This window comes from Acidisphaera sp. L21 (assembly GCF_009765685.1).
Lineage (GTDB): Bacteria > Pseudomonadota > Alphaproteobacteria > Acetobacterales > Acetobacteraceae > LMUY01.
Map to the genome: position 1 here is coordinate 38,000 of NZ_LMUY01000001.1, position 20,810 is coordinate 58,809.

The following is a 20,810-nucleotide window of genomic DNA, read 5'->3' on the forward strand; positions in this document are numbered from 1 at the left end:
CCTCAGGCAGCCTGGCTGGCAGCGGCGGAATACAAATGACACGCCACCGCATGACCAGGGGTAATCTCCCGCATCGCCGGGACGTCGACCCGGCAGGGCGCGAAGGCGTGCGGGCAGCGCGTGTGAAAGATGCAACCAGCCGGCGGGGACAGCAAACTCGGCATCTCCCCGGCTGCAGCCGCCTCGGCCCGGCGCCCCGGCGTCATCCGCGGCACCGCGGCCAGCAGCGCCTGGGTGTAGGGGTGCGCAGGGGCGCGATACAGTTCCCGCCGCTCCGCCTGCTCTACGATCGCGCCGGCATACATCACCGCGACGTGGGTCGAAATCGTGCGCACCACGGCCAGGTCATGCGCGATGAACAGATAGCTGAGCCCCATTTGTTGTTGCAGATCCAACAGCAGATTGACCACCTGCGCCTGGATCGAAACGTCGAGCGCCGAAACTGGCTCGTCGCACACGATGAAATCCGGCCGCAATGCCAGCGCCCTTGCGATGCCAATGCGCTGCCGCTGACCACCGGAAAACTCGTGCGGGTAGCGGCTGGCGTAGCCGCGTGGCAGCCCTACCGTCTCCAGCAACTCATGTACTCGATCGGTCCGATCCTGCCGCGACATGCCGCCGGCCACGTCCAACGGCTCTGCAATTGCGTCGGCGATCCGCATGCGCGGGTTCAGCGAGCCATGCGGATCCTGAAACACGAATTGCAGCCGATGCCGCACCGCCTGGATCGCGCGCGTGCCATTCGCGCCGGCAATCTCATGCCCGAACAATTTCACGCTGCCACTGCTGGCATTCGTCAGCCCGACCAATATCCGCCCGGTGGTTGACTTGCCTGACCCAGACTCACCCACCAGCCCCAGCGTCATCCCCGCATGCAGATCGAAGCTGACGCGATTGACAGCCCGCAGCATCACCGGCTTGTGCCGCCCCTTGGCTACCGGAAATTCCTTGGTCAGTTCCCGCACCTGGACGATCGGTTCGCTCATGCCGCAAAGCCCAATGCGGCTAGGCGCGGCGGACAGCGCGCCAGATGGCCGGGCTCGGCCGAGCCCATCGCCGGCGGCAGGTTGCGGCAGCTTTCCAGCGCCACGTCGCACCGCGGGCTGTAGCGGCAACCCGGCACGATGGACGCCGGGTCGGGAATACTGCCGGCGATGGTGGGAAGGCGGTCGGTATCCAGTTCCAACCGCGGTGCAGCAGCTAGCAGACCAATCGTGTAGGGGTGCACCGGCCGCTCGAACAACGCACGCACCGGGGCGGTTTCCACCGTGCGCCCGGCATACATCACCATCACCCGGTGTGCGAACTCGGCAATCACCCCCAGATCATGCGAGATCAGCAGAACCGACATCCCCAATTCGTCCTGCAAATCCCGCAGCAACTCCAGGATCTGCGCCTGGATCGTCACGTCCAGCGCGGTCGTCGGCTCGTCCGCGATCAACAATTTCGGGCGGCAGGCGATGGCCATCGCGATCACCACCCGCTGCCGCATGCCGCCGGACAGGCGATGCGGATACTCGTCCAGCCGGCGCGCCGCATCGGGGATACGCACCATATCCAACAGGCGCTGCGCCTGCTGCCGGGCCGCAGCGGCACTTAGCGACTGGTGCAGGATCAGCGTTTCCGTGATTTGGTCAGCAATCGTCAGCACGGGGTTCAACGTCGACATCGGATCCTGGAAGACCATCGCGATCTCCCCACCGCGCAGTTTACGCAACGCCCGCGTCGGCAACCGCAAGATATCCTGGCCGCGATAGGCGATGACGCCGCTGGGGATCCGCGCGGTACGCCGTGCATGCAGGCCCAGGATCGACAGAGCCGTCACGCTCTTGCCGCTACCGGATTCACCAACTAGACCCAGGCATTCCCGCTCGCCCACCTGGAAGCTCACATTCTCCACCGCGCTCGTCCACCCGGCGTCGCCACGAAACTGGACGGTCAGGTTCTGCACATCGAGCAACATTTCGCCGGCCATTCAGCCCTCGACCTTCAACCGTGGATCCAGCACGTCGCGCAGACCGTCGCCTAACAGATTCATCCCCAAGGTCGCGATGCTGATCGCAAGGCCGGGGAAGAGCATGATCCACCACGCCTCCACCGCGTAGTCCCGCCCCTCCGACACGATATTGCCCCAACTCGGCGCAGGTGGCGGCGTGCCGATGCCCAGGAAGCTCAGCGCCGCATCTGCCAATATGGCGTAGGCGAAGACGAAGCTGAGCTGTACCAGCAGCGGCCCCATGCAATTGGGTAGGATGTGCTTCCAAATGATCCGCAGATTACCCGCACCCGAGACCCGCGCCGCCTCGACATACTCCAACTCCCGTATCACCAACGCGGAGGCGCGAACCAAGCGGGCCGTACGGGGCAAATAGGCGACGGCCAGTGCAATGATGACACTGGACGGGCTCGGCCCGAGTGCCGCGCCCAACCCGATCGCCAGCAAGATCGCGGGAAACGCCATCAGCGCATCCATCACCCGCATCAGCAGCGGGTCCAGCCGCCGAAACTGCGCACCCACCACGCCCACCGCCGCACCGCCAGCACCCGACAGCAGCGCCACCGACAGTCCGATCCACAACGACAGCTTGGCGCCGTATAGCACCCGGGTGAACACATCCCGCCCGAACGCATCCGTGCCGAACGGAAACGCGGCGGAGGGCGGCCGCAAGCGAAACCGCACCTGCATCGCCGTGGGATCGATATGCGTCAACAGCGGTGCCGCCATCGCCGCTGCTGTCAGCAACACCATCACCGTGGCGCCGAACAGGAATGACCGGTGCGCCACCAGCTTGCGCAGCGTCCGGAACCGCCGGCGCGGCCGGGCAAACTCGCGGATCGGCAGGGCGGCCACGTCACTCATTGCGCACCCTTGGGTCGACCATGGTGTACAGCACATCGACCAACAGGTTCAGCACCACGAAGGTAATCCCGAACAGCAGCATGACGCCTTGCACCAGTGGATAGTCGCGCGCGAGAATCCCCTGTACCACCAGCCGACCGATACCCGGCAGGGCGAACACCTGCTCGATAATCACCGAGCCGCCGATCAGCAGGCTCAGGATGATGCCTGTTACCGTCACCACCGGGATCAGCGTGTTGCGAAACCCGTGCTTCAGGATGGTGCGCCATTCGCTGACGCCCTTCGCCCGGGCGGTGCGGATGAAATCCTGGTCCAGCACGTCCAACATCGCCGACCTGGTCATCCGCGCCAGAAATCCGATTTGGAACAGCGCCAGCACCGAAGCCGGCTGGATCAGCGCCGCCAGCCATTGGCCCACCCCCTGGTCCATCGGCACATAGCCGGAGGACGGCAGCCAGCCAAGCGTTACGCTGAACAGGATGACCGACAGGATGGCAATCCAGAAACTGGGCACCGACACACCCAACAGCGCCAGCATCATCACGCCCTGGTCGATCCAAGTCCCCCGGAAATACGCCGCCAACACCCCGAACGCGACGCCGAACGGCACGGTAATCGCCAGCGCCACCGCCGACAGCGAAGCCGTGACAGGCAGCCGCTCCATCACCGCCGACAGCACCGTCTGGTCCAATACCAGTGAGGTGCCGAGGTCGCCATGCGCCAACCGCACGAACCACAGGACAAGTTGCGTCACCACCGGCTTGTCCAAGCCCAATTGCACGCGGATGCGATCCACCGCCTCTACCGAGGCATCCGACCCGGCGATGACAGCCGCCGGGTCGCCGGGCAACAGATGCATCAGCATGAACGTCAGCACCGCGACGATCAGGATGATCGGGATCGCACGCACCAGGCGCCGCAGCAAGGGATGCAAAGTCATCAGTCGCGCCAGACGCCCCAGAACCGAATGTTGTACCACGGCACCAAATCATGCACGCGGGTGCGGAACACGTTGATCGACCCGTAATCCCCGACCTTGATGAAATATGCTTCGTCGGTGATGTGCTGCTGGATATCGGTCCAAGCCTTTTGCCGGTCGGCCAGTTGCGGCGACTGGAAGAAACGCTGATACGCCTCCTCCATGAAATGATCGTCTTTCGCCTGCGGCACGGTCAGGATAAACGGGCGCCATTGCTGCGGGCCAAGCAGCGGTTGAGAACAGTAATTGGTAAGGCTGACATTCCAGCCACCCGTGCCGCGCATCCGGTCGTTCGACATGGTGTTCCAATCGACCGTCTGCACGTCGACATTCATTCCAGCCGCCTTCATCTGCTCCGACAGCACCAGCGTGGCGCTCAAGTGCCAGGAGTAGGCGGCGGTGGTCTGCAGCACGATCTTCTCGCCCTTGTAACCGGCCTCCTTGAGCAGAGCCTTTGCCTTGTCGACATCATGCATGTCGTAGTGAAAGTCCGGCGTGCCCGGCGTGTAGTACGTCGTGCCAGGATATGAGAACTGCGCGTTTCGCTTCGTCACCTCTCCCACCGAGTCCATGATGTCATCCACGCCCATCACCGCCTGGATCGCGCGGCGCACCAGCGGATTATCGGTCGGCTTGTTCTGTGTCTGGGTGAAGAACACCTGCTGGCAGCCAGGAAAAACCTGCTGCACGCCAAACTGCGCGTTCCCCGCCACCCGCTTGGACAGGCTCAGCGGGATTTGCGACGCAACATCCGCGTTACCCGCCTGCACCGCGGCCACGCGGGCATTCGGTTCGGGGATGAAATTGTAGCGCACACTGTCGACATAGACGATCTTCTTGCCTGCATACCCGTCCAGCCCAGTCGCCGCCGGGTCGGAAACATAGCCATCGAAACGCTGCAGCGTCAGGTGGCCGTCCTTCACCCACTCACCTAGCTTGAACGGTCCCGTGCCGATCACAGCAGCGGCGCCTGCGGGCTTGTCCCGCTCCTCCGCCGGCAGGATCGAGAACGGGTAGGACGGCGTCTTCAGCACGTCCAGGAAGATAGCGTTCGGGGTCTTCAACCGGATGACGAAGGTATACGGGTCCGGCGTATCATATCCGGCGACCTCCGCCAGCGCTTCCGCATTAGGACTGACCTTCTGATAGCGCTCGAACGAGGCGATCACGTCGGCGGCTGTCATCTCCTTCCCATTCTGGAACTTCACGCCGTGGCGCAGGGCGAAGGTGAAGGTCTTGTTATCCGCCGCCACCTCGACATGCGAAGCGAGTTCCGGCTTGGCCGAATAATCCTCCCCCAATGCCACCAGCGATTCGTAGATCTGGTTCACGACCTCGATCTCGACGGTGTTGTTCACGATGTGTGGGTCTAGTGTGCGCGGGCCGGAGGCGTAGGCGTACACAACGGCGCCGCCCTGTTTGGGCTCGGCCGCTACACAGGGTAGTGCGAGCGCCACGGCGATGGCGGCCGCCGCGGTGCCCATCCAGAATTGGCGTTGTGCCATCATGTTCCTCCGGCCTCATCTCTGCGTATGGGCTTCGTGGAACCTTCCTGCGTTCTCGTCGCGGCGGCAAGGTCAGCATGGCAGTTGTTCGCTCTGCGAACACAGGGCGGTTATGTTCGCAGTGGGGCGAACTGATCTTGTTTGGCTCGGGCCAGCGCCAGGGTCTTGCGCGCCTGTTCCAGGTGCAATCGTTCCACCATCCGGCCACACAGCCCAATCGCGCCCCTCGCCTGGTTGTCCGGTAGGGCGAACGCGTCGACGATCTGCTGCGCCGCCGAGACATCCGCCGCGCTAGGGGTAAAAGCAGCGTTGCACGGATCGATCTGCTTCGGGTGGATTAGCGTCTTGCCATCGAACCCCAGCTCGACGGCCTGCGCGCATTGCGCAGCAAACCCCGCCGCATCGTCCAGGTCGTTGTAGACGCCGTCCAGCACAGCCAGGCCGAACGCCCGCGCGGCCGCGATGGTCAGCGTCAGGATGCCAAGAAACGCGGCCCGGCCGGGTCGCAATTGCGTCCCCATCTCCCGTGCCAAGTCGTTGGTTCCAACGACCAGTGCTTCCAACCCTGCCGACGAGGCAATATCCTCCAACCGTAACAGCGATTTGGCGGATTCGATCATCGCCCACACCGGCACGTCGCCGATATGGTGGCGAACATCGGCTACGTCCTGGCCCCTATTGACCTTCGGCACCACGATTGCGGACGGGTGCGTCGCAGCCATCGCAGCCAAATCCGGCCGCCCCCACTCCGTGCCCAACCCATTCACGCGCACGACGACCTGCGCCGCCCGGAATCCACCTGCACCGATCGCAGCTACCGCGGCCTGGCGCGCCATCAACTTGGCCTCCGGCGCCACCGCATCCTCCAAATCCAGCACGACTACGTCGCAGGCCAGCGTCCGCGCCTTCTCGATCGCGCGAGCGTTGGAGGCGGGGAGGTAGAGTACGCTACGTCGAAGACGAAGGGTCATGGTCGGCAATCTCGCTACGGTCAGGTATTCCGTAGGTTGCTGAACGCCGAAGCTACGCGCAAGCCGCCCATGTCAAATATGGCCTCACGTCGGGGCCAACGCGAAGGCCCCGTCACGTCCGGAATTCGCCTTGGACATCACCAGTTCGGAGTCCGGAAATCCATTATGGTCGCCATCAGTGAAGCGGTAATTGGCGTACAGCGCCGGGTAGGCGGTTTGCTGGTTCCACCATCCCTCGATCTCCGTCGGGGATGACCCGGCGTTGCGCACCGCGTCGGCGATCAGGTTGATCGCATCGGCCCCGGTCAACACCCACCACAGCGTCGTATCCGCCAGTTCGATCTTGCCCTTGATCTCGGCAACGAAGGCCTGCACCCGTTCCGGCAGTTTGCCGTTCGCGTCATACGTCGTGCTTCGGGTGCCGTAGATATAGACCTTGTCCCAATTCCCCGGCTTGTCCAGCAAACGGCCGACATCGCCGGAGCCCATCGTGGAGTGGCCGACAAATGGCACGTCCCACCCAATGGCGGCCCGTGCATTCAGCAGCCTCGCCACCAACCCGGTCGACACGGTCCAGACGATAACGGCCTGCGCCCCAGACTCACGCATTCGAAGCATGTCGGGTGTCAAATCGGGTTGGCCGGCGTCGATCTGGGCGCGGTACGTGACCTTCAATCCATTGGTTTCAACATCGGTGGCGGAATCCGTCACCATCATCGTGCCATACCCGGTGCTATCGCCAATCACGGCGACGTTGGCCGCCTTCAACGTATCGTGGCAGTACCGCCGCGGCACCTCTGCGCATTGCAGATTGTTTGGGGCGATGCGGTAGGCCTGTGGGTATTTCTTGTCGACCAGCGAATTCACGCCGCAAATATGCACGTTCGGGATGTTTCGCCGCGCGACGATCGGCGTGGTGGCCAAACCTTCGCCAGAGTTATTCGGTCCCCATAGCGCGTGCACCTTCGCACTGCTAATCATCTCCTGCACGGCGTTGACCGATTTCGTCGGATCACCCTGAGTATCGCGCGTCACCATCTCGATCTTGCGGCCGTTCACGCCGCCGGCGGCGTTGATCTTGTTGACCACGTAGCCGACACCGCGATTATTGCCGATACTGGGCGCGGAACTGGGCCCCGTCAGCGCCGCCGGGTAGCCGATCAGGATCGGCGAACTATCGGCAAGCGCCGGGCGAGCGAGGCCGCCCGCTCCCGCCAGCGCGATTGAACCTGCGTTGAAGAAGCGCCGTGTGATTGCCATCCCAGGGTTTCCTATCCCGCTGTTTCCGAGCGGTTCTGGACGCCGCCCTATGAATTCGCGTAACCTCGTTACCCATAAGCCAATGATCACGATCTGTCAACGGCGTAACGAAGGCTGGCCCTTATCGGCAATGTTCAAACCGCCTTTGTTCCGCTATGCCGGGATGGCAGATTTGATTTTGCGGAGCATCCATGCCTGTCAACACCAACATCGCAGAGGCACAGCCGGATAACCTGGTGACGGTTCGGCGTACCATGGCAGTCCTGGAAATGCTTGCCGATGCGGTGTCCGGTTTGTCGCTGTCCGATATTGCAAAAGAATTGGACGTCAACAAGAGCATCGCCCTGCGCATCACCGGCACGTTGGAGGAGTTGAACTACCTGTATCGCGACAGCGAAAACCGGCGGTTCTACGCCAGCTACAAGATCAGCAATGTCGGCCTGCGCCTACTGGGTCGCGCCCGGTTGTTGAGCCAGTGCCAGCCCGAGTTGCGGCGCCTGGCGGAGGAGACCGGCGAATTGGTGCTGTTCTCCGTGCTGGATCGCGACCAGCCACGCTGGGTCATGGCCGTCACCGGCAGTCGCCGCCGCTTGCAGGTGGAGCCGATGACGTCGATGGAATTTCATTCGACGGCGACGGGCAAGGCGTGGTTGGCCACGCTGCCCGATGCGGAGGTCAAGCGGATCCTATCCGGCCGTTTGCGCCCCATCGCAACCAACACCATCACCGACATGAAGCAGATGTTGGCGGAATTAAAAGCCATCCGCGCCACTGGTATCAGTTTCAGTAACGAGGAGAACGAGGTCGGCATTGCCTCCGTTGCGGTGCCAATCCGGCCGGCCGGCTCATCCAGCACTGTCGGATTTGTCAGCATCACTGCGCCACTGGTGCGCGCCAACGATGAGGATTTCGAACGCTACCGCGCCCTCCTGCTCAAGGCGGCGCGCGTATTGGGCGATAGCTGGCCGTTGCCGGCAACTGCCGAATTCTCCGACGGCGTGACAATTGGCGAAGGCCTGACGGTTCTCTAGCCCGTGCGTTGATTGACATAGCTCGGCGAAAAGTATTACAGGCAACCAGGTTACATAAAAGCAGCGCACAAGACACTGCGAGCCGATATCAGGGGAAGCGTCGTGAGGTTGAACCCAACTCGACACATCGGGCGCTGACGGGTGTTGGCATCCATCCTCGCCTCCGGCTTGGCCATGGGCGCGGTGTACGCGCTCACCGCGATGGCCTACAACACCATGTTCGCGGCCTCACGGGTAATGAGCTTCACCACCGGCCAACTCGGCATGCTCGGCGGGGTATTTGGTTCGTTGCTGGTGCTGCGGTTTCATATGCCCGTTGCGGTCGGGCTCATTCTCGCCATCGCGGGCTGTGCGGCGATCGGCGTGCTCACGGAACGTGTTGCCGTACGGCCGGTCTTGGCCAAGCTCGATCAGCATCTCTATGTCCTATCGACGCTGGCCCTCGCCATGGCGATTCAGCAACTCGCTGCGATCTTCTGGGGCACGGAACCGCGCCCCTTTCCGCGCCTGCTCGGCACCGCGGTTGGTGGCGTGTTCGACGAGCGATTTTGGCTGCCGTTGATGGCGTGCGTCGCCGTGATAGGCGGGCTGGAATATCTCTACCGTGGCACACTACTGGGGCGCGCCTTCCTGGCGGTCGCGGAAGATAGTGAGGCCGCCCGCGCCCTCGGCCTGCCAGAACGCCGATTGCGTGTGGCGAGCTACGCGCTGGCTGGCGGGATCGGCGGCATCGCCGGATTTTTCGGCGGCGAACTGATGCTGGCGTATTTCGGCAACGGCTCAATGCTCAGCTTCTATGGCTTCATCCCCGTGGCGCTCGGCGGCCTGGGCAATAATCGCGGGGCGATCATCGGCGGCCTGGCATTGGGCCTGCTGCAACAGGCAGCAAATTTCGCGCTGGGCGGGGTGTTCGCCTCCTGCGCGGTATTTGCCGTGTTCATCGCCGCGCTGCTTGCCGTCCCCGGCGGCATGTTTCGCGGCATTGCGGCACGCCGGGTATGAAGATCCAGGCCATTCCGTTGACCGCGGCATCACGCGGAAGCGTTGTCCCAAAAGCCGCGCGGCCGGTGCTGCCTTTCATCGCGGTACTCGCCGCAGCGATTGCATTGCCATTCGTCAGTGACGATTACTGGACACTCATCGCCACCCGGGCCGCAATCTACTGGATCCTGGTGTCCGGGCTGAACCTCGCCGTGGGATTTGGCGGCCAATTGGCGATCGGCTTCGTGGCCGTACTTACGTTGGGCGCCTACGTCGCCAGCGTGTTGGCGGCGGGGACGATCACCCTCGCCTGGCCCGCCTTCGCCGCGCTTGGGGCCGCCGGACTCGCCGGGGCTGTTGCCGGCGGCATCATTGGTTTGCCGGCGTTGCGGCTCGGTTCATTCTATTTCGCCATGACGACCCTGGGCTTCGCCACCATCGTGACGCAAGTGGCGCTGGCCTGGACCTCGGTCACCGGCGGCGGCACCGGAGTTGCCGGGCCCAGTCTGCCGGCACCGTTCGATACCACGCTGGGGTTATACGGGCTATGCCTCGCGCTGGCCGCGCTGTGCACTTGGATGACAGCCAATATCGCGCATAGCCGGTTCGGGCGTGGCCTGGTGGCCATCCGCGACGCCGATGTCGCGGCGGAGGCGGTCGGCGTCGCCAAACCCCGCCTGTTGCTGAGCGTCTTCGTATTGTGCGGCACGCTGGCGGGCGTGGCAGGCGGCCTATTCGCCAGCCTGCAATCCTACATCACGCCCGATGCCTTCACCTTCGACCTATCCGTGCTGTTCTTCATCGCCATCCTCGTCGGCGGCCGCGGTTCCGTGCTGGGCCCGCTGCTCGGTATCATCGTGCTGACGGTGCTGCCCGAATTAGCCGCGCCCTTGGTCGCCTGGTCGACATTTCTCTACGCCATCCTGTTGCTGGTCATCGTGCTCACCATACCCGGCGGTCTGGCGGAATTGCTGGATGTGGTGAACCGCCGCCCCATTCCGGCCGGCAGGGTCATCTCGCCGCAAATGGACTTGGTGCCGGTGATGCTACCGCCGCGATCCGCCGGCGACAGGCTTGAGCTTCGCGACGTCCTCCTACGCTTCGGTGCCGTGCGGGCGATCGATGGGCTGGACTTGCAAATACGGCCCGGCCAGGTGCACGGACTCATCGGCCCGAACGGTTCCGGCAAAACCACTACCCTGAACGTCATCAGCGGTTACGCCGCACCCGAACAGGGACAAATCACTCTCGGCGACACACCGCTGCCCTTCGGACGACCGCATTTGCGCGCCGGGCACGGCATTGCACGCACCTTCCAGCGTCCACGGATTCTCGGCGAAAGCTCCGTGCTGCAGAACGTGGCATTGGGCGGTAGCATCAACGGCCGGGCCAGCTTCTTCGAAACGTTGCTCAGTCTGCCGCGCCATCACCGGGACGAAGCACGATTCCGCGACGACGCCCTGCTGGCGCTGCGGCTGGTGGGGCTGGAGGCGCTGGCTGCGGTGCGGGCCGACCGTCTCCAGCACAGCGAATTGCGCTTCGTCGAAATCGCCCGCGCCCTGATGCAACGCCCCAGCATCCTGCTGCTGGACGAACCCGCCGCCGGCCTCACCCCGGGCGAGATCATCAAGCTGGGGCTGCTGATCAAAGCCGTCAGCCGGCAGGGAATCGGCGTCTTACTGGTGGAACATCACGCCGACCTCATCTTCGACGTCTGCGATCACGTCACCGTGCTGAACCTCGGCCGTGTGCTGGCCTGTGGCACGCCGGCGGAAATACGCTCCCACCGGGAAGTCGTTAGTGCCTATCTCGGTGGCTAATCAATCAACCCAGGGAGAGTGACATGTCGAGTGCGTTGGAAGAAAAGGACGCGATCCGCGATGTGTTGTCGGAATATTGCTTCTGCCTCGATGGCGGCTTGCACGCGGAGATGGCCGCGTTGTTCACGCCAGACGGCGTGTGGGAAACCGCGTTCGGCAGTGGTGAGGGGCGCGAGGGCATCCGTGCCCTCTTGGGCCGCATCGGCCGCCCCAGCGGCACGGAGCCACGCGCCGTTCATCTGGTCGGCAACATCCTGATCAAGCTAGATGGCGACACCGCACAGGTAAAATCCAATTGGGTGGAGCCGCAGAACAGCCGACGGGGCCCGGTGATCGAGGCCGCCGGCGCCTACTACGACCAGATGGTGAAGCTGGATGGCAAATGGATGTTCAAGCACCGCCGCATCGACCGCTTCGTCGCCGACACACGCGGTCCTGCCCATGCAAGCTGAGCTTCGTCGCGCATGAAGAAACTGATCAACGACCCGCGCCATGTGGTGCGGGAGCTGCTGGAGGGCGCCGTGAGCCTGGCGCCCAACCAGGCGCTGCTGGCGGCCGAGAACGTGGTCGTCCAATTTGGATTATCCGAAATGGCTCACCGCCCGGTGGCCGTGATCTCCGGCGGTGGCGCCGGGCATGAGCCTGCCCATGCGGGCTATGTCGGATCGGGCATGTTGGCCGCTGCCGTGGCGGGTGACGTGTTCACCTCCCCTAGCGTCGACGCGGTGTTGGCCGCGATCCACGCCGCCGCCGGGCCAGCGGGCGCGGTGTTGATCGTAAAGAACTACACCGGCGATCGCCTGAACTTCGGCCTCGCCGCCGAATTGGCGACCGCTGCTGGGATCCCGACACGCGTGGTTGTGGTGGCCGATGACGTGGCGCTGCACGACACGGTGGAACCCGGCCGCCGCCGCGGAATCGCCGGGACGGTGTTCGTGCACAAAATCGCGGGCGCCGCAGCCTCGGCCGGGCTGGCGCTGGACCAAGTGGCTGCGGAGGCGACCGCCGCCGCTTCTTCGGTCGCGACGATGGGTGTCGCACTGGGCTCCTGCACGGTGCCCGCAGCGGGTAAGCCTGGCTTCACGCTGGAAGAAACGGAGCTGGAACTTGGCCTGGGCATCCATGGCGAGCAAGGTGTGCGCCGCGCCCCGATGCAGCCAGTGGATGCAATCGTCGACACCATGTTGGACACGATCATCACCCAGGCGGCGTTGACGCGCGACAATCGGGTTGCGCTGCTGGTGAATGGGCTGGGTGGCACACCGCCGATGGAATTGGCGATCGTCGCCCGCCGCGCATTGGCCGTTCTACGCGAACGCGGATTGCGGGTGGAACGTGCCTGGATCGGCAACTTTATGACCGCTCTGGAAATGCCCGGGTGTTCGCTGACCCTACTGGCGCTAGACGATGCCCGGCTCGCGCGGCTCGACGCGCCGACACAGGCCCCTGCCTGGCCTGGCGGCGGGCAGGTCCATCCGCTGACTATCATCCCCGCAACACCAGCGGCTACGGCCACGCCACAACCCGGCGGCCCACCCATCCCCCTGCTACGCGACGTAGCCCTGTCCATCGCCGCTGCGTTCGAGCGGGAGGAGGCCGCACTGACCGAACTGGACAGCCGCGCCGGTGATGGCGACCTCGGCATCAGCATGGCACGCGGGGCCGCGGCAATCCGTTCATTGCCGGGCGCCCCCTGGACCTCCCCGGCCACCGCCTTGACCGCCATGGGTGACGCGTTACGCCGGGCAATCGCCGGTAGCTCCGGCCCATTCTACGCGACGGCCCTGCTGCGTGCCGCGCGCGAAATCGACAATGGCGGCGATTGGGCCGCCGCCTTCGCCGCGGGCGCGGCATCCGTAACCGAGCTTGGCGGCGCGAAGCCTGGCGATCGCACGATGGTCGACGCGTTGGACCCAGCCGCCACCGCCTTCACTGCGGCCATGATGGCAGGATTGGGCGGCCCGGCAGCGTGGCAGCGCGCCGTATCGGCTGCGGAACAGGGCGCCGCGAATACCGCCACCATGCGCCCCCGCCTCGGCCGCGCCGCCTATTTGGGTGATAGGGCGATCGGACATCAGGACGCCGGTGCAGCTGCCGTTCTGGTGTGGATGCGCGCCATCCAGGCAACGCTGAACACATAGCGCCAGGGCGGCCGCGCTAGAAGCGATCGCGATGACGGTCGATGAAGGGCAGCAGCAGCGCGCACAACACCGCCGGGCTTTGGATCGCGGCGAAATGCCCGGTGTCGAGCGTCACATACGTGGAGCCGGACACCTGCGTCGCTATCGCGGCCGTCTGCTCGGGCGGGCGGGCGGAATCAAGGGTGCAGCCGATGAACAGACTGGGCGCGGTGATCGTGCCGAACACGCCCGTCAGGTCGGATGCGACCAACATGCGGAACACCGCGGCGAAACTCGCCGGGTCATTGGCCAGCCAGCGTAGGCGCGTCGCGGCAAATCGCTGCGGGTTCTGTGCGCGCAGGATCTCGGGATAGGACGTGGCAAGGGATACCGCCTCGATCGTCCGCAAACCATCGCACTCGAACTTCGCGATCATTGCCAAAGTGGCCGCTCTGCGGTCGGGCGGGATGCTGGTGGCGGGGCTTGATACCAGCAGCATCGCTGTCCGCGCGCTATGCCGGGCTGCGAAACGCAGGGCGACATTGGCGCCCACGGCACAGCCGACCAATGCCACTGGGGCACGCAGATCCAGCGCGTCCAACAGCGCGCCCAGATCATCGGCAAGTTGGTCGCCGCTTACCTCGCCACGGATTTTCTCCGACAGGCCGGCGCCGCGCATGTCGTAGCGCAATATGCGGTAATGCGGCTGGAGCATCGGAGCCAGTGCATCCCAGGACTCCAGCGTGCCCGCCATTTCGTGCAGCAGCACAATCGTCTCTGGCCCGGCGCCAGACAATTCGTAGCGCAACGACACGCCGCCAGCATCCACCCACGCGATGGCCATCAGAAGAAATGCCAGAAATTGGACTCACGCGCCTCATCGGGCGAGCCGTCGAACACCACGGCGCCGTTGTTCAGGATGGTGACGTGGTCGGCGATCTTCATCGAGGCGGACACGTTCTGCTCCACCAGCACCGCGCCCACCCCGGCGCTGCGACAGACCTCACGAACCATGTCGAACAGCCGCTCCACCAAATTTGGCGCAAGGCCGATCGAAGGTTCGTCCAGCAGGATGCATCTCGGCGAGCCGAGCAGCGCCAAGCCCAGCGCCAGCATTTGTTGCTGCCCGCCGCTCAGGCTGCCTGCCAGCGTGCTCAACCGGCCGGCCAACGCAGGGAACAGCTTCAGCACCTCCTGCACGCCGATCCGGCTGTCCGGCACACGGCAATTTCGGTCGGCGACGACATCCAGGTTTTCGCCGATGGTTAGCGTTGCGAAAATGCCCCGCCCCTCCGGCAGCAGGCGCAATCCCTGCGCCACCCGCGCGGACACCGGCTCCTGATCGACGCGGCGGCCGCCCAGCCAGACTTCGCCTTTTGCCCGGTCGTTCAGGCCCAGAATGGCCTTCAGCGTCGTTGTCTTGCCGCAGCCATTATGGCCCAGCAGCGTCAGCACCTTACCGGGCATCACCTGAAACGACACGTCATGCAACACGGTCTTGTTGCCGTAGCCCGCCACCAGGCATTTCACGTCCAGCAACGCGGGCTCGCTCACAACGCGCCTCCAAAATAAATCTCGCCCAGTTTCGGGTCGGCGACGATGGCGGCGGGTTCGCCCTGGGCCAGCACGTGGCCCTGGTGCAGAAACACCACGCTATCGGCCAGGCGCTGCACGATCCTGGTGTTGTGCTCCACCACCAGAAACGTCCGCCCCGCGGCCTTTAGCCGCAGCACCAGGGCGATCATCGCCTCCAACGCTTGCGCACTGAGGCCGGATGTCGGTTCGTCCAGCAGCAGCAATTCGGCCCCGCTGGCCATCAGCCGCGCGACGCATAACAGCTTCTGCTCGCCGTAACTCAGATTGCGCACGGCGTCGCGGGCGCGGTGCGCCAGCCCCACCTCCTCCAAGATCGACATCGCCGCCGCCATTCGCCGCTTGCGTTCGATCTCGGTACGGATCGGCCGCAGGATCGGGCGGAACGGGTTTTCGTCGGTGCGGCTGGGCAGGTAGACCGTGACGTTATCCAGCACCGACAGATCGGCAAACAGCCGCAGATTCTGAAAGCTGCGGCAAATGCCCAGCCCCACGATCCGTCGCGAGCCCATGCGCGTCAGCACCTGGCCGCGAAACCGCACCTGGCCGGCATCTGGACGGATGAATCCGGTAATAACGTTGAACACGCTGGTCTTGCCCGCGCCATTCGGCCCCACAAGGCAGGTGATTTGCCCGGGTTCGATGGCGAAGCTGCAATCGTCCAGCGCCTGCAACCCGCCGAACCGCTTCGACACGCCGGTTACGTCCAGATATGGCCCGCTCATAGCCGGCGCCCCGCGATGCCCTGGGGCCGGAACAGCATGAACGCGATCAGCATCAGCCCATATAGGATCTGCCGCAACGGCCCCGCCGCGTCCGAGGGGATTGGCAACACGCTCAGCACCTGCGGCAGCGCCGTCAGCAACGCCGGGCCAATCAGCGACCCGGCGAGCGTGCGCGCGCCGCCCACCACAATCATGGTCAGCAACAGGATCGACGCATCGATATCGAACGAGCCGGGATCGATGAAACTGAGGAACCCGGCATACAGCCCACCTGCCAGGCCGACGAACATGCCCGATAGCGCCGACACGCCGACCTTGGCGGCCAGCACGCTTTTACCCGCGGCGGTCACCGCCAATTCGTCTTCGCGGATCGCATTGATCAGCCGGCCGAACGGCGACCGCAACACCAGCCAGAAGAACAACGCCGCCGCCGCCAGCACGATGCTGGATAGCAGGATGAACGCCCCTGGCTCGTCCAGATCACGTCCGAACACGTTAGGCGGCGGCACCCCGGCCAGGCCCGACGCGCCGCCCGTGATGTCTGTCAGGTTCATGAACACCGCCGTCGCCGCGATCTGGATGCCGAAGGAGGTGACGACGAAGTAATCCCCGGCGATTCGCAAGGCTGGGAGCGCCACTGCGAGATTTGTCAACGCGCACAGAATCAGCGCTGCCGCCATCGCCACCGGAAATGACGCCCAGTCGTTCAGCGTCAGGATGCCAACGGTGTAGGCGCCAATGCCGAAGATGGCGCCCTGCGATACCGAGAAGATTCCGGTTACACCCACCAGCAAATTGGTCGACATCGAGGCCAGCGCGTAAATCTCGGCGATTGCCAGATAGCTGAGGAAAAAGTTCATCGGGCGCCTCGCCGAGCTAGCGCGGCCGCCGGGCAAATAGCCCGGTGGGTGCCACGATCATCAGGATCACGAACAACCCGAACGTTGCCGCAATGCTCCATTGCCCGGGGATCACCAGGGTGGAGGTGGTTTGCAACGCCGCCAGGATCACCGACGTCACGAACGCGCCGAACAGATTACCCATCCCTCCGGCAATCATCGCAATCGTCGCTGTCAGCAATACCAGCGTGCCGGTGTAGGGCTGCAATCCATGATCCAGCGCGGTCAGGCTACCCGGCACCGCCAGCACGCCGGACGCTATGGCCATGACCGTGATGTAGACCCGACGCGGCTCCAACCGGGTAATCTCCGCCAGGAATTCGTTCGCCGCCACCGCGCGCGTGCGCTTGCCCAGCGAGGTGTAGCGTGACCAGGCCAACAAGCCAGCAAAGATCACCAGACTGCTCACTGCCAGCAAGATCTGCGGCATGCTCAACCGGATGCTGCCAATTCCTACCGTCAACACTCGCCAATCGGCCGGGATTTGCAGGATGTTGGGGGAAAACAGCGCCGCCATCAGGTTCTGGATCACCACCAGCGCGCCCAGCGAGGCGATCAGCAATACCAGCGGCGGGGCGTCACGCCGGGCAAGCCGGGTGTATAGTTGATGTTGGATCAGCGCCCCCACCGCGGCGCATACCGCGATGGAACAGATGATCGCCAACCAGAACGGCAGCCCGCGCGTGGTGAGGAACCAGGTTGAATACCCGGCGACCGTATAGATGCCCGCGTGCGCGACGTGGAACACGCGGGTGGTGGAGTAGATCATCGTAAAGGTGACCGCGACCACACCGACGGCGCAACCGGTCACCACGCCATCGGCGAGCAGGTCCAGGAACAGCATGGGATAGCCTACGGCGTCGCTATTCGCCGACCCGTCCCTCCGCGACCTTCGTGCCAACCAGGTTCTGCACCTGCAGAATGTCGATGTTGCGCACCGCGGTGTTGGTGTCGAAGCTGATTTTTGCCACACCGTCGAAGGTGCGGATGCGCATCAGTTCGGTGCGAAAGTTCTCGCCCGTCAGTTCTTTCTGGTTGTCGATCAGGCTCTCGGCGACACGGGCCAGGATGCGGGTGTCGTTGTAATATTCGCGGGTGTAGACGCTGACGGATTTGGTGCCGAACTTCTTCATGATCGCTTGATCGGTTTCTGGCGGCAACGCGCCGCGGATGGCGGTGTAATACCAGCCATTGCTACCGGCCAAACCCATCGCGGGCGTCAGGAACGTTGTGCCGACAACGGTGGGGAAGCCGCCATGCTGCGTCACCTGATCGACGAATTGCGGCAGGCTGTCACCCTGGATGACGTTGGTGAACACGACATCCGGCTTCGCCGCCGCAGCCTTTAAGATCATTGGGCGAAAGTTGGTATCGGCCGGCTGGATTGGCTCGTCACTCAGGATCGCGCCGCCGAATTTCTTGAAATTCTCAATGAAATCGTTGCGTCCATCGATCCCGGCGGCGGAGTTCTCGTAGATGATGGAAGCGGTCTTCTTGCCCAGCGTCTTGGTCAGGTAATGCGCCAACACCTCGGTCTCGTCGCGGGTCAATGGCATGGTGTTGAACATGTATGGCGACGCCGTGCCCAGTTTATCCGCCTGCGCCGCCGGGTTCAAGACCAGCACCTTCTTGCGCGTTGCCAGCGGGGCGATGGCCAGGCTGGGGGCGGAGAAGGCGGTGATGACCGCGGGAACCTTGTTGAGGTCGATCTCCCGGTTCAACGCCAGCACCGCCTGGTCCGGCTTGCCCTGCGTGTCGTCGAAGTTGATCCGCAGCATATGGCCGCGGATGCCGCCAGCCGCGTTGATCTCGTCCATCGCGAATTGCACGCCCTGCTGCTCTTCTTGCCCGACGGAGGCGCTGGGGCCGGAGGTCGGCAGCAGCGCCGCCAAGGTGATGTCTTCGGCAGCCTGGGCGTAATTGACCCAACTTCCCGTCAGCAGAACGGCAGCGCAAACCGACACCCGCAATGTGCAACGCATTTGGATAGTCTCCCCGCCTGTTTTTCTGCGTGACTTTGCCACGCAGCTTATTGTCGTGCGACGATAGCCTATTTTGCGGGAATGCCTAGCATGGCGCGGGCCTCGGCCGGGGTTGCGGTGTCGATGTTCAGTTCGTCGAAGATATGCTTGATCTTCGCCACCTGCTCGGCATTGCTCTTGAACGGCTTGCCCGGGCGGTCGAACAGATTGTCCTCCTGGCCGATGCGAATATGGGTGCCCATCATTCCGCCGAACGTCGCCGTTCGAATGTTGCGCATGCCAGTGCCGTGGGTGAACAGCACCAATTGGTCGCCGAACATCCGTTCCGCCGTGTTCTTCAAATGCAACAGGTGGTCGATGTCGGAGGTGATGCCACCCAGGATGCCGGTGAGGAATTGCACGATGATCTTGCCGCCGACTTTGCGACGGTTCAAATGGTGTTCCAGCACCGTCAGGTGGCCGACGTCGTAGATCTCGAACTCCATAGCGATCCCGGCGTCGGTCAGCATCGCAATCATAGCATCGATGGTCTTAAAACTGTTGGAGGTGACGACGTCGTAGCTGCCGGGGCCAAACGAGTCTTTCTCCCACTGGTGCTTGAACCCGGCGACATCGGCCTCGCTGAACCCCTGCTCACGCGCCTTCTTGAAGTTGCCGTAGTTCATCGAGCCGACGATCACGGTCGCGATTTCCGGCCGCAGCGCCAGCACAGCCTCCAGGCGGCTTTCGGCCGTGGCGCCTAGGGAGGCGGACATGTTGATGATGGCGTCGCAGCTCGCCTTGATGGGGGAAATGAAGGCGTCCCAGTCCGCCGTCACGTTGCTGGGGCGGCCGTCCACGGGGCTGCGCGCATGCAAATGCACGATCGCGGCCCCCGCCTTCACACCCTCGATCGATTGCTCGGCGATCTGCTGGGGCGTTATCGGCAGGTAGGGCGACATGGACGGCGTCATGGATGCGCCAGTCGACGCGCAGGTGATGATGATTTTCTTGGCGGCTGCCATGGCCGTGTCCCCCGTATGTTATTGGGCGGAACTCTCGATTGCACCGAGCAGGCGGTCAACATAGTTACGGGAACACTGGGATGAGTTAAACTGATGTGAAGCCGCGGCGATGTGAGGCGAGGCAAAATCGAAACAGGAGCCGGTTGAGGAAATGACAATTGGCTGAGCGCCTACCACCGCTCAACGCGCTGCGTGCGTTCGAGGCTGCTGGCCGCCTTCTCAGCTTCACCCATGCCGCGACGGAGCTGCTCGTTACCCCCAGCGCGATCAGCCGGCAGATCAAATTGCTGGAGGATCATCTGGCGGTGCCGCTGTTCCGCCGCGGTTACCGGGAGGTGACGCTGACCCTCCCCGGTCGCGAATACCTCGAGACGCTCACCGACGCTTTCGCGCGCATCGCTGCCACGACGAGGCGGGTTGCTGGCACGCGCGACCAGCGGCCCCTGCACATCTTCGCCTCGATGATGTTCACCATGCATTGGCTGATGCCACGGCTGGCCAGTTTCGAGGGCATTTCCGCCGGCGGCATTCGGCTCAGCACCTCGATCGCGGCGGTGCCGAACCCGTTCAGCGACGACGAGGTGGATGCCGCCATCTATCTGGGGCAGGCCGAGTGGCCCGGCATGGTGTGCCATCGCCTGCTCAGCGGCCGGGTGGTGCCGATCTGCAGCCCGGCGTTGTTGGGTGCAAAACCGTTGCGCAGCCTGGATGACCTGCCGCAGCACACCTTGCTGCACTCCGCAGTATTCCCGGATAGCTGGGCGACATGGCTGGCGGCGAACGGACGCATGGACATTGCCGGGCTACACAGTATCAGCTTCGGCAGTTCGTCACTGGCGTATCAGGCGGCGATGGAGGGGATCGGCGTGGCGTTGGGCCGCGCGGCGCTGATCCGCACGGATGTGGCCGCCGGACGGCTGGTGACCCCGATTGAGCGGACGGTCGAGGATGGCAACGCATACTACCTGGCCTACCGCGCCAGCACGTCGCGCGATGCCGCGTTACGGCCGTTCCTGCAATGGCTGATGGCGCAGGCCAGCGGCGACACTCCCCCCTAAACAGCTCTGCCGATCGATGGTA

20 protein-coding genes are annotated in these 20,810 nt (G+C 64.0%); 6 read left to right on the plus strand and 14 right to left on the minus strand.

Features of this window, described 5'->3' with window-relative positions:
• Positions 1 to 2 precede the first annotated feature (2 nt).
• From GSQ76_RS00200 to GSQ76_RS00230, 7 genes are all read right to left on the minus strand, one after another.
• Positions 3 to 986, minus strand: coding sequence for an ABC transporter ATP-binding protein (locus tag GSQ76_RS00200; protein WP_158741905.1), 984 nt, complete (start codon positions 984 to 986; stop codon positions 3 to 5).
• Positions 983 to 1,975, minus strand: a complete 993-nt coding sequence (locus GSQ76_RS00205; protein ID WP_158741906.1) for an ABC transporter ATP-binding protein — start codon at positions 1,973 to 1,975, stop codon at positions 983 to 985. Before GSQ76_RS00205 ends, GSQ76_RS00200 begins: the two co-directional genes overlap by 4 nt.
• Positions 1,976 to 2,860 (minus strand): ABC transporter permease, encoded by an 885-nt coding sequence (locus GSQ76_RS00210; protein WP_158741907.1) that lies wholly within the window; start codon positions 2,858 to 2,860, stop codon positions 1,976 to 1,978.
• Entirely contained in the window at positions 2,853 to 3,800 is a 948-nt protein-coding gene (locus tag GSQ76_RS00215) for an ABC transporter permease (protein ID WP_158741908.1), read from the minus strand. Before GSQ76_RS00215 ends, GSQ76_RS00210 begins: the two co-directional genes overlap by 8 nt.
• On the minus strand, positions 3,800 to 5,344 hold the full coding sequence (locus GSQ76_RS00220; RefSeq protein ID WP_158741909.1) for an ABC transporter substrate-binding protein: 1,545 nt from the start codon (positions 5,342 to 5,344) through the stop codon (positions 3,800 to 3,802). Before GSQ76_RS00220 ends, GSQ76_RS00215 begins: the two co-directional genes overlap by 1 nt.
• A gap of 110 nt (positions 5,345 to 5,454) precedes the next feature.
• A complete protein-coding gene (locus tag GSQ76_RS00225) occupies positions 5,455 to 6,315 on the minus strand; it encodes a CoA ester lyase (protein WP_158741910.1) in 861 nt (286 codons plus the stop codon).
• 84 nt (positions 6,316 to 6,399) lie between these two features.
• Entirely contained in the window at positions 6,400 to 7,575 is a 1,176-nt protein-coding gene (locus GSQ76_RS00230) for an ABC transporter substrate-binding protein (RefSeq protein ID WP_158741911.1), read from the minus strand.
• A 191-nt stretch (positions 7,576 to 7,766) separates the two neighbouring features.
• Between GSQ76_RS00230 and GSQ76_RS00235 the strand changes: the two genes are divergently transcribed.
• The 5 genes from GSQ76_RS00235 (at position 7,767) to GSQ76_RS00255 (ending at position 13,548) form a co-directional block, all read left to right on the plus strand.
• Positions 7,767 to 8,606: an IclR family transcriptional regulator gene (locus GSQ76_RS00235; protein ID WP_158741912.1), complete on the plus strand. Its 840-nt coding sequence runs from the start codon at positions 7,767 to 7,769 to the stop codon at positions 8,604 to 8,606.
• Between the two features lie 141 nt (positions 8,607 to 8,747).
• On the plus strand, positions 8,748 to 9,608 hold the full coding sequence (locus tag GSQ76_RS00240) for a branched-chain amino acid ABC transporter permease (protein ID WP_158741913.1): 861 nt from the start codon (positions 8,748 to 8,750) through the stop codon (positions 9,606 to 9,608).
• A 65-nt stretch (positions 9,609 to 9,673) separates the two neighbouring features.
• Positions 9,674 to 11,407 (plus strand): ABC transporter permease subunit, encoded by a 1,734-nt coding sequence (locus GSQ76_RS00245; RefSeq protein ID WP_216850822.1) that lies wholly within the window; start codon positions 9,674 to 9,676, stop codon positions 11,405 to 11,407.
• Positions 11,408 to 11,430: 23 nt separating this feature from the next.
• The gene (locus tag GSQ76_RS00250; protein WP_158741915.1) at positions 11,431 to 11,859 is read left to right on the plus strand and encodes a nuclear transport factor 2 family protein; all 429 of its coding nucleotides are present in this window, start codon (positions 11,431 to 11,433) and stop codon (positions 11,857 to 11,859) included.
• 12 nt (positions 11,860 to 11,871) lie between these two features.
• Positions 11,872 to 13,548: a dihydroxyacetone kinase family protein gene (locus tag GSQ76_RS00255; protein ID WP_158741916.1), complete on the plus strand. Its 1,677-nt coding sequence runs from the start codon at positions 11,872 to 11,874 to the stop codon at positions 13,546 to 13,548.
• Between the two features lie 16 nt (positions 13,549 to 13,564).
• On the opposite strand, the gene GSQ76_RS00260 is transcribed toward GSQ76_RS00255, so the two are convergent.
• The 7 genes from GSQ76_RS00260 to GSQ76_RS00290 form a co-directional block, all read right to left on the minus strand.
• A complete protein-coding gene (locus GSQ76_RS00260) occupies positions 13,565 to 14,371 on the minus strand; it encodes an alpha/beta fold hydrolase (RefSeq protein WP_158741917.1) in 807 nt (268 codons plus the stop codon).
• Positions 14,371 to 15,081: an ABC transporter ATP-binding protein gene (locus tag GSQ76_RS00265; protein WP_158741918.1), complete on the minus strand. Its 711-nt coding sequence runs from the start codon at positions 15,079 to 15,081 to the stop codon at positions 14,371 to 14,373. Before GSQ76_RS00265 ends, GSQ76_RS00260 begins: the two co-directional genes overlap by 1 nt.
• Complete coding sequence (locus tag GSQ76_RS00270) at positions 15,078 to 15,845, minus strand: ABC transporter ATP-binding protein (protein ID WP_158741919.1); 768 nt, start codon at positions 15,843 to 15,845, stop codon at positions 15,078 to 15,080. Before GSQ76_RS00270 ends, GSQ76_RS00265 begins: the two co-directional genes overlap by 4 nt.
• Positions 15,842 to 16,705, minus strand: coding sequence for a branched-chain amino acid ABC transporter permease (locus GSQ76_RS00275; RefSeq protein ID WP_158741920.1), 864 nt, complete (start codon positions 16,703 to 16,705; stop codon positions 15,842 to 15,844). Before GSQ76_RS00275 ends, GSQ76_RS00270 begins: the two co-directional genes overlap by 4 nt.
• A gap of 16 nt (positions 16,706 to 16,721) precedes the next feature.
• Positions 16,722 to 17,588 (minus strand): branched-chain amino acid ABC transporter permease, encoded by an 867-nt coding sequence (locus tag GSQ76_RS00280; RefSeq protein WP_158741921.1) that lies wholly within the window; start codon positions 17,586 to 17,588, stop codon positions 16,722 to 16,724.
• Positions 17,589 to 17,607: 19 nt separating this feature from the next.
• Positions 17,608 to 18,726: an ABC transporter substrate-binding protein gene (locus GSQ76_RS00285; protein WP_158741922.1), complete on the minus strand. Its 1,119-nt coding sequence runs from the start codon at positions 18,724 to 18,726 to the stop codon at positions 17,608 to 17,610.
• A 68-nt stretch (positions 18,727 to 18,794) separates the two neighbouring features.
• Complete coding sequence (locus GSQ76_RS00290) at positions 18,795 to 19,730, minus strand: 3-keto-5-aminohexanoate cleavage protein (protein WP_158741923.1); 936 nt, start codon at positions 19,728 to 19,730, stop codon at positions 18,795 to 18,797.
• Between the two features lie 158 nt (positions 19,731 to 19,888).
• Here GSQ76_RS00290 and gcvA point away from each other — a divergent pair, with 158 nt between their 5' ends.
• Entirely contained in the window at positions 19,889 to 20,788 is a 900-nt protein-coding gene (gcvA, locus tag GSQ76_RS00295) for a transcriptional regulator GcvA (RefSeq protein ID WP_158741924.1), read from the plus strand.
• Positions 20,789 to 20,810 lie beyond the last annotated feature (22 nt).

What these genes read in the sequence shown, in the direction of transcription:
- GSQ76_RS00255 (WP_158741916.1), top strand. Translation starts at nt 11,872, where the DNA reads ATGAAGAAACTGATCAACGACCCGCGCCATGTGGTGCGGGAGCTGCTG.
- GSQ76_RS00220 (WP_158741909.1), bottom strand. Translation starts at nt 5,344, where the DNA reads ATGGCACAACGCCAATTCTGGATGGGCACCGCGGCGGCCGCCATCGCC.
- GSQ76_RS00200 (WP_158741905.1), bottom strand. Translation starts at nt 986, where the DNA reads ATGAGCGAACCGATCGTCCAGGTGCGGGAACTGACCAAGGAATTTCCG.
- GSQ76_RS00235 (WP_158741912.1), top strand. Translation starts at nt 7,767, where the DNA reads ATGCCTGTCAACACCAACATCGCAGAGGCACAGCCGGATAACCTGGTG.
- GSQ76_RS00260 (WP_158741917.1), bottom strand. Translation starts at nt 14,371, where the DNA reads ATGGCCATCGCGTGGGTGGATGCTGGCGGCGTGTCGTTGCGCTACGAA.
- GSQ76_RS00290 (WP_158741923.1), bottom strand. Translation starts at nt 19,730, where the DNA reads ATGGCAGCCGCCAAGAAAATCATCATCACCTGCGCGTCGACTGGCGCA.
- GSQ76_RS00210 (WP_158741907.1), bottom strand. Translation starts at nt 2,860, where the DNA reads ATGAGTGACGTGGCCGCCCTGCCGATCCGCGAGTTTGCCCGGCCGCGC.
- GSQ76_RS00270 (WP_158741919.1), bottom strand. Translation starts at nt 15,845, where the DNA reads ATGAGCGGGCCATATCTGGACGTAACCGGCGTGTCGAAGCGGTTCGGC.
- GSQ76_RS00250 (WP_158741915.1), top strand. Translation starts at nt 11,431, where the DNA reads ATGTCGAGTGCGTTGGAAGAAAAGGACGCGATCCGCGATGTGTTGTCG.
- GSQ76_RS00230 (WP_158741911.1), bottom strand. Translation starts at nt 7,575, where the DNA reads ATGGCAATCACACGGCGCTTCTTCAACGCAGGTTCAATCGCGCTGGCG.
- GSQ76_RS00205 (WP_158741906.1), bottom strand. Translation starts at nt 1,975, where the DNA reads ATGGCCGGCGAAATGTTGCTCGATGTGCAGAACCTGACCGTCCAGTTT.
- GSQ76_RS00225 (WP_158741910.1), bottom strand. Translation starts at nt 6,315, where the DNA reads ATGACCCTTCGTCTTCGACGTAGCGTACTCTACCTCCCCGCCTCCAAC.
- GSQ76_RS00285 (WP_158741922.1), bottom strand. Translation starts at nt 18,726, where the DNA reads ATGCGTTGCACATTGCGGGTGTCGGTTTGCGCTGCCGTTCTGCTGACG.
- GSQ76_RS00215 (WP_158741908.1), bottom strand. Translation starts at nt 3,800, where the DNA reads ATGACTTTGCATCCCTTGCTGCGGCGCCTGGTGCGTGCGATCCCGATC.
- GSQ76_RS00275 (WP_158741920.1), bottom strand. Translation starts at nt 16,705, where the DNA reads ATGAACTTTTTCCTCAGCTATCTGGCAATCGCCGAGATTTACGCGCTG.
- GSQ76_RS00280 (WP_158741921.1), bottom strand. Translation starts at nt 17,588, where the DNA reads ATGCTGTTCCTGGACCTGCTCGCCGATGGCGTGGTGACCGGTTGCGCC.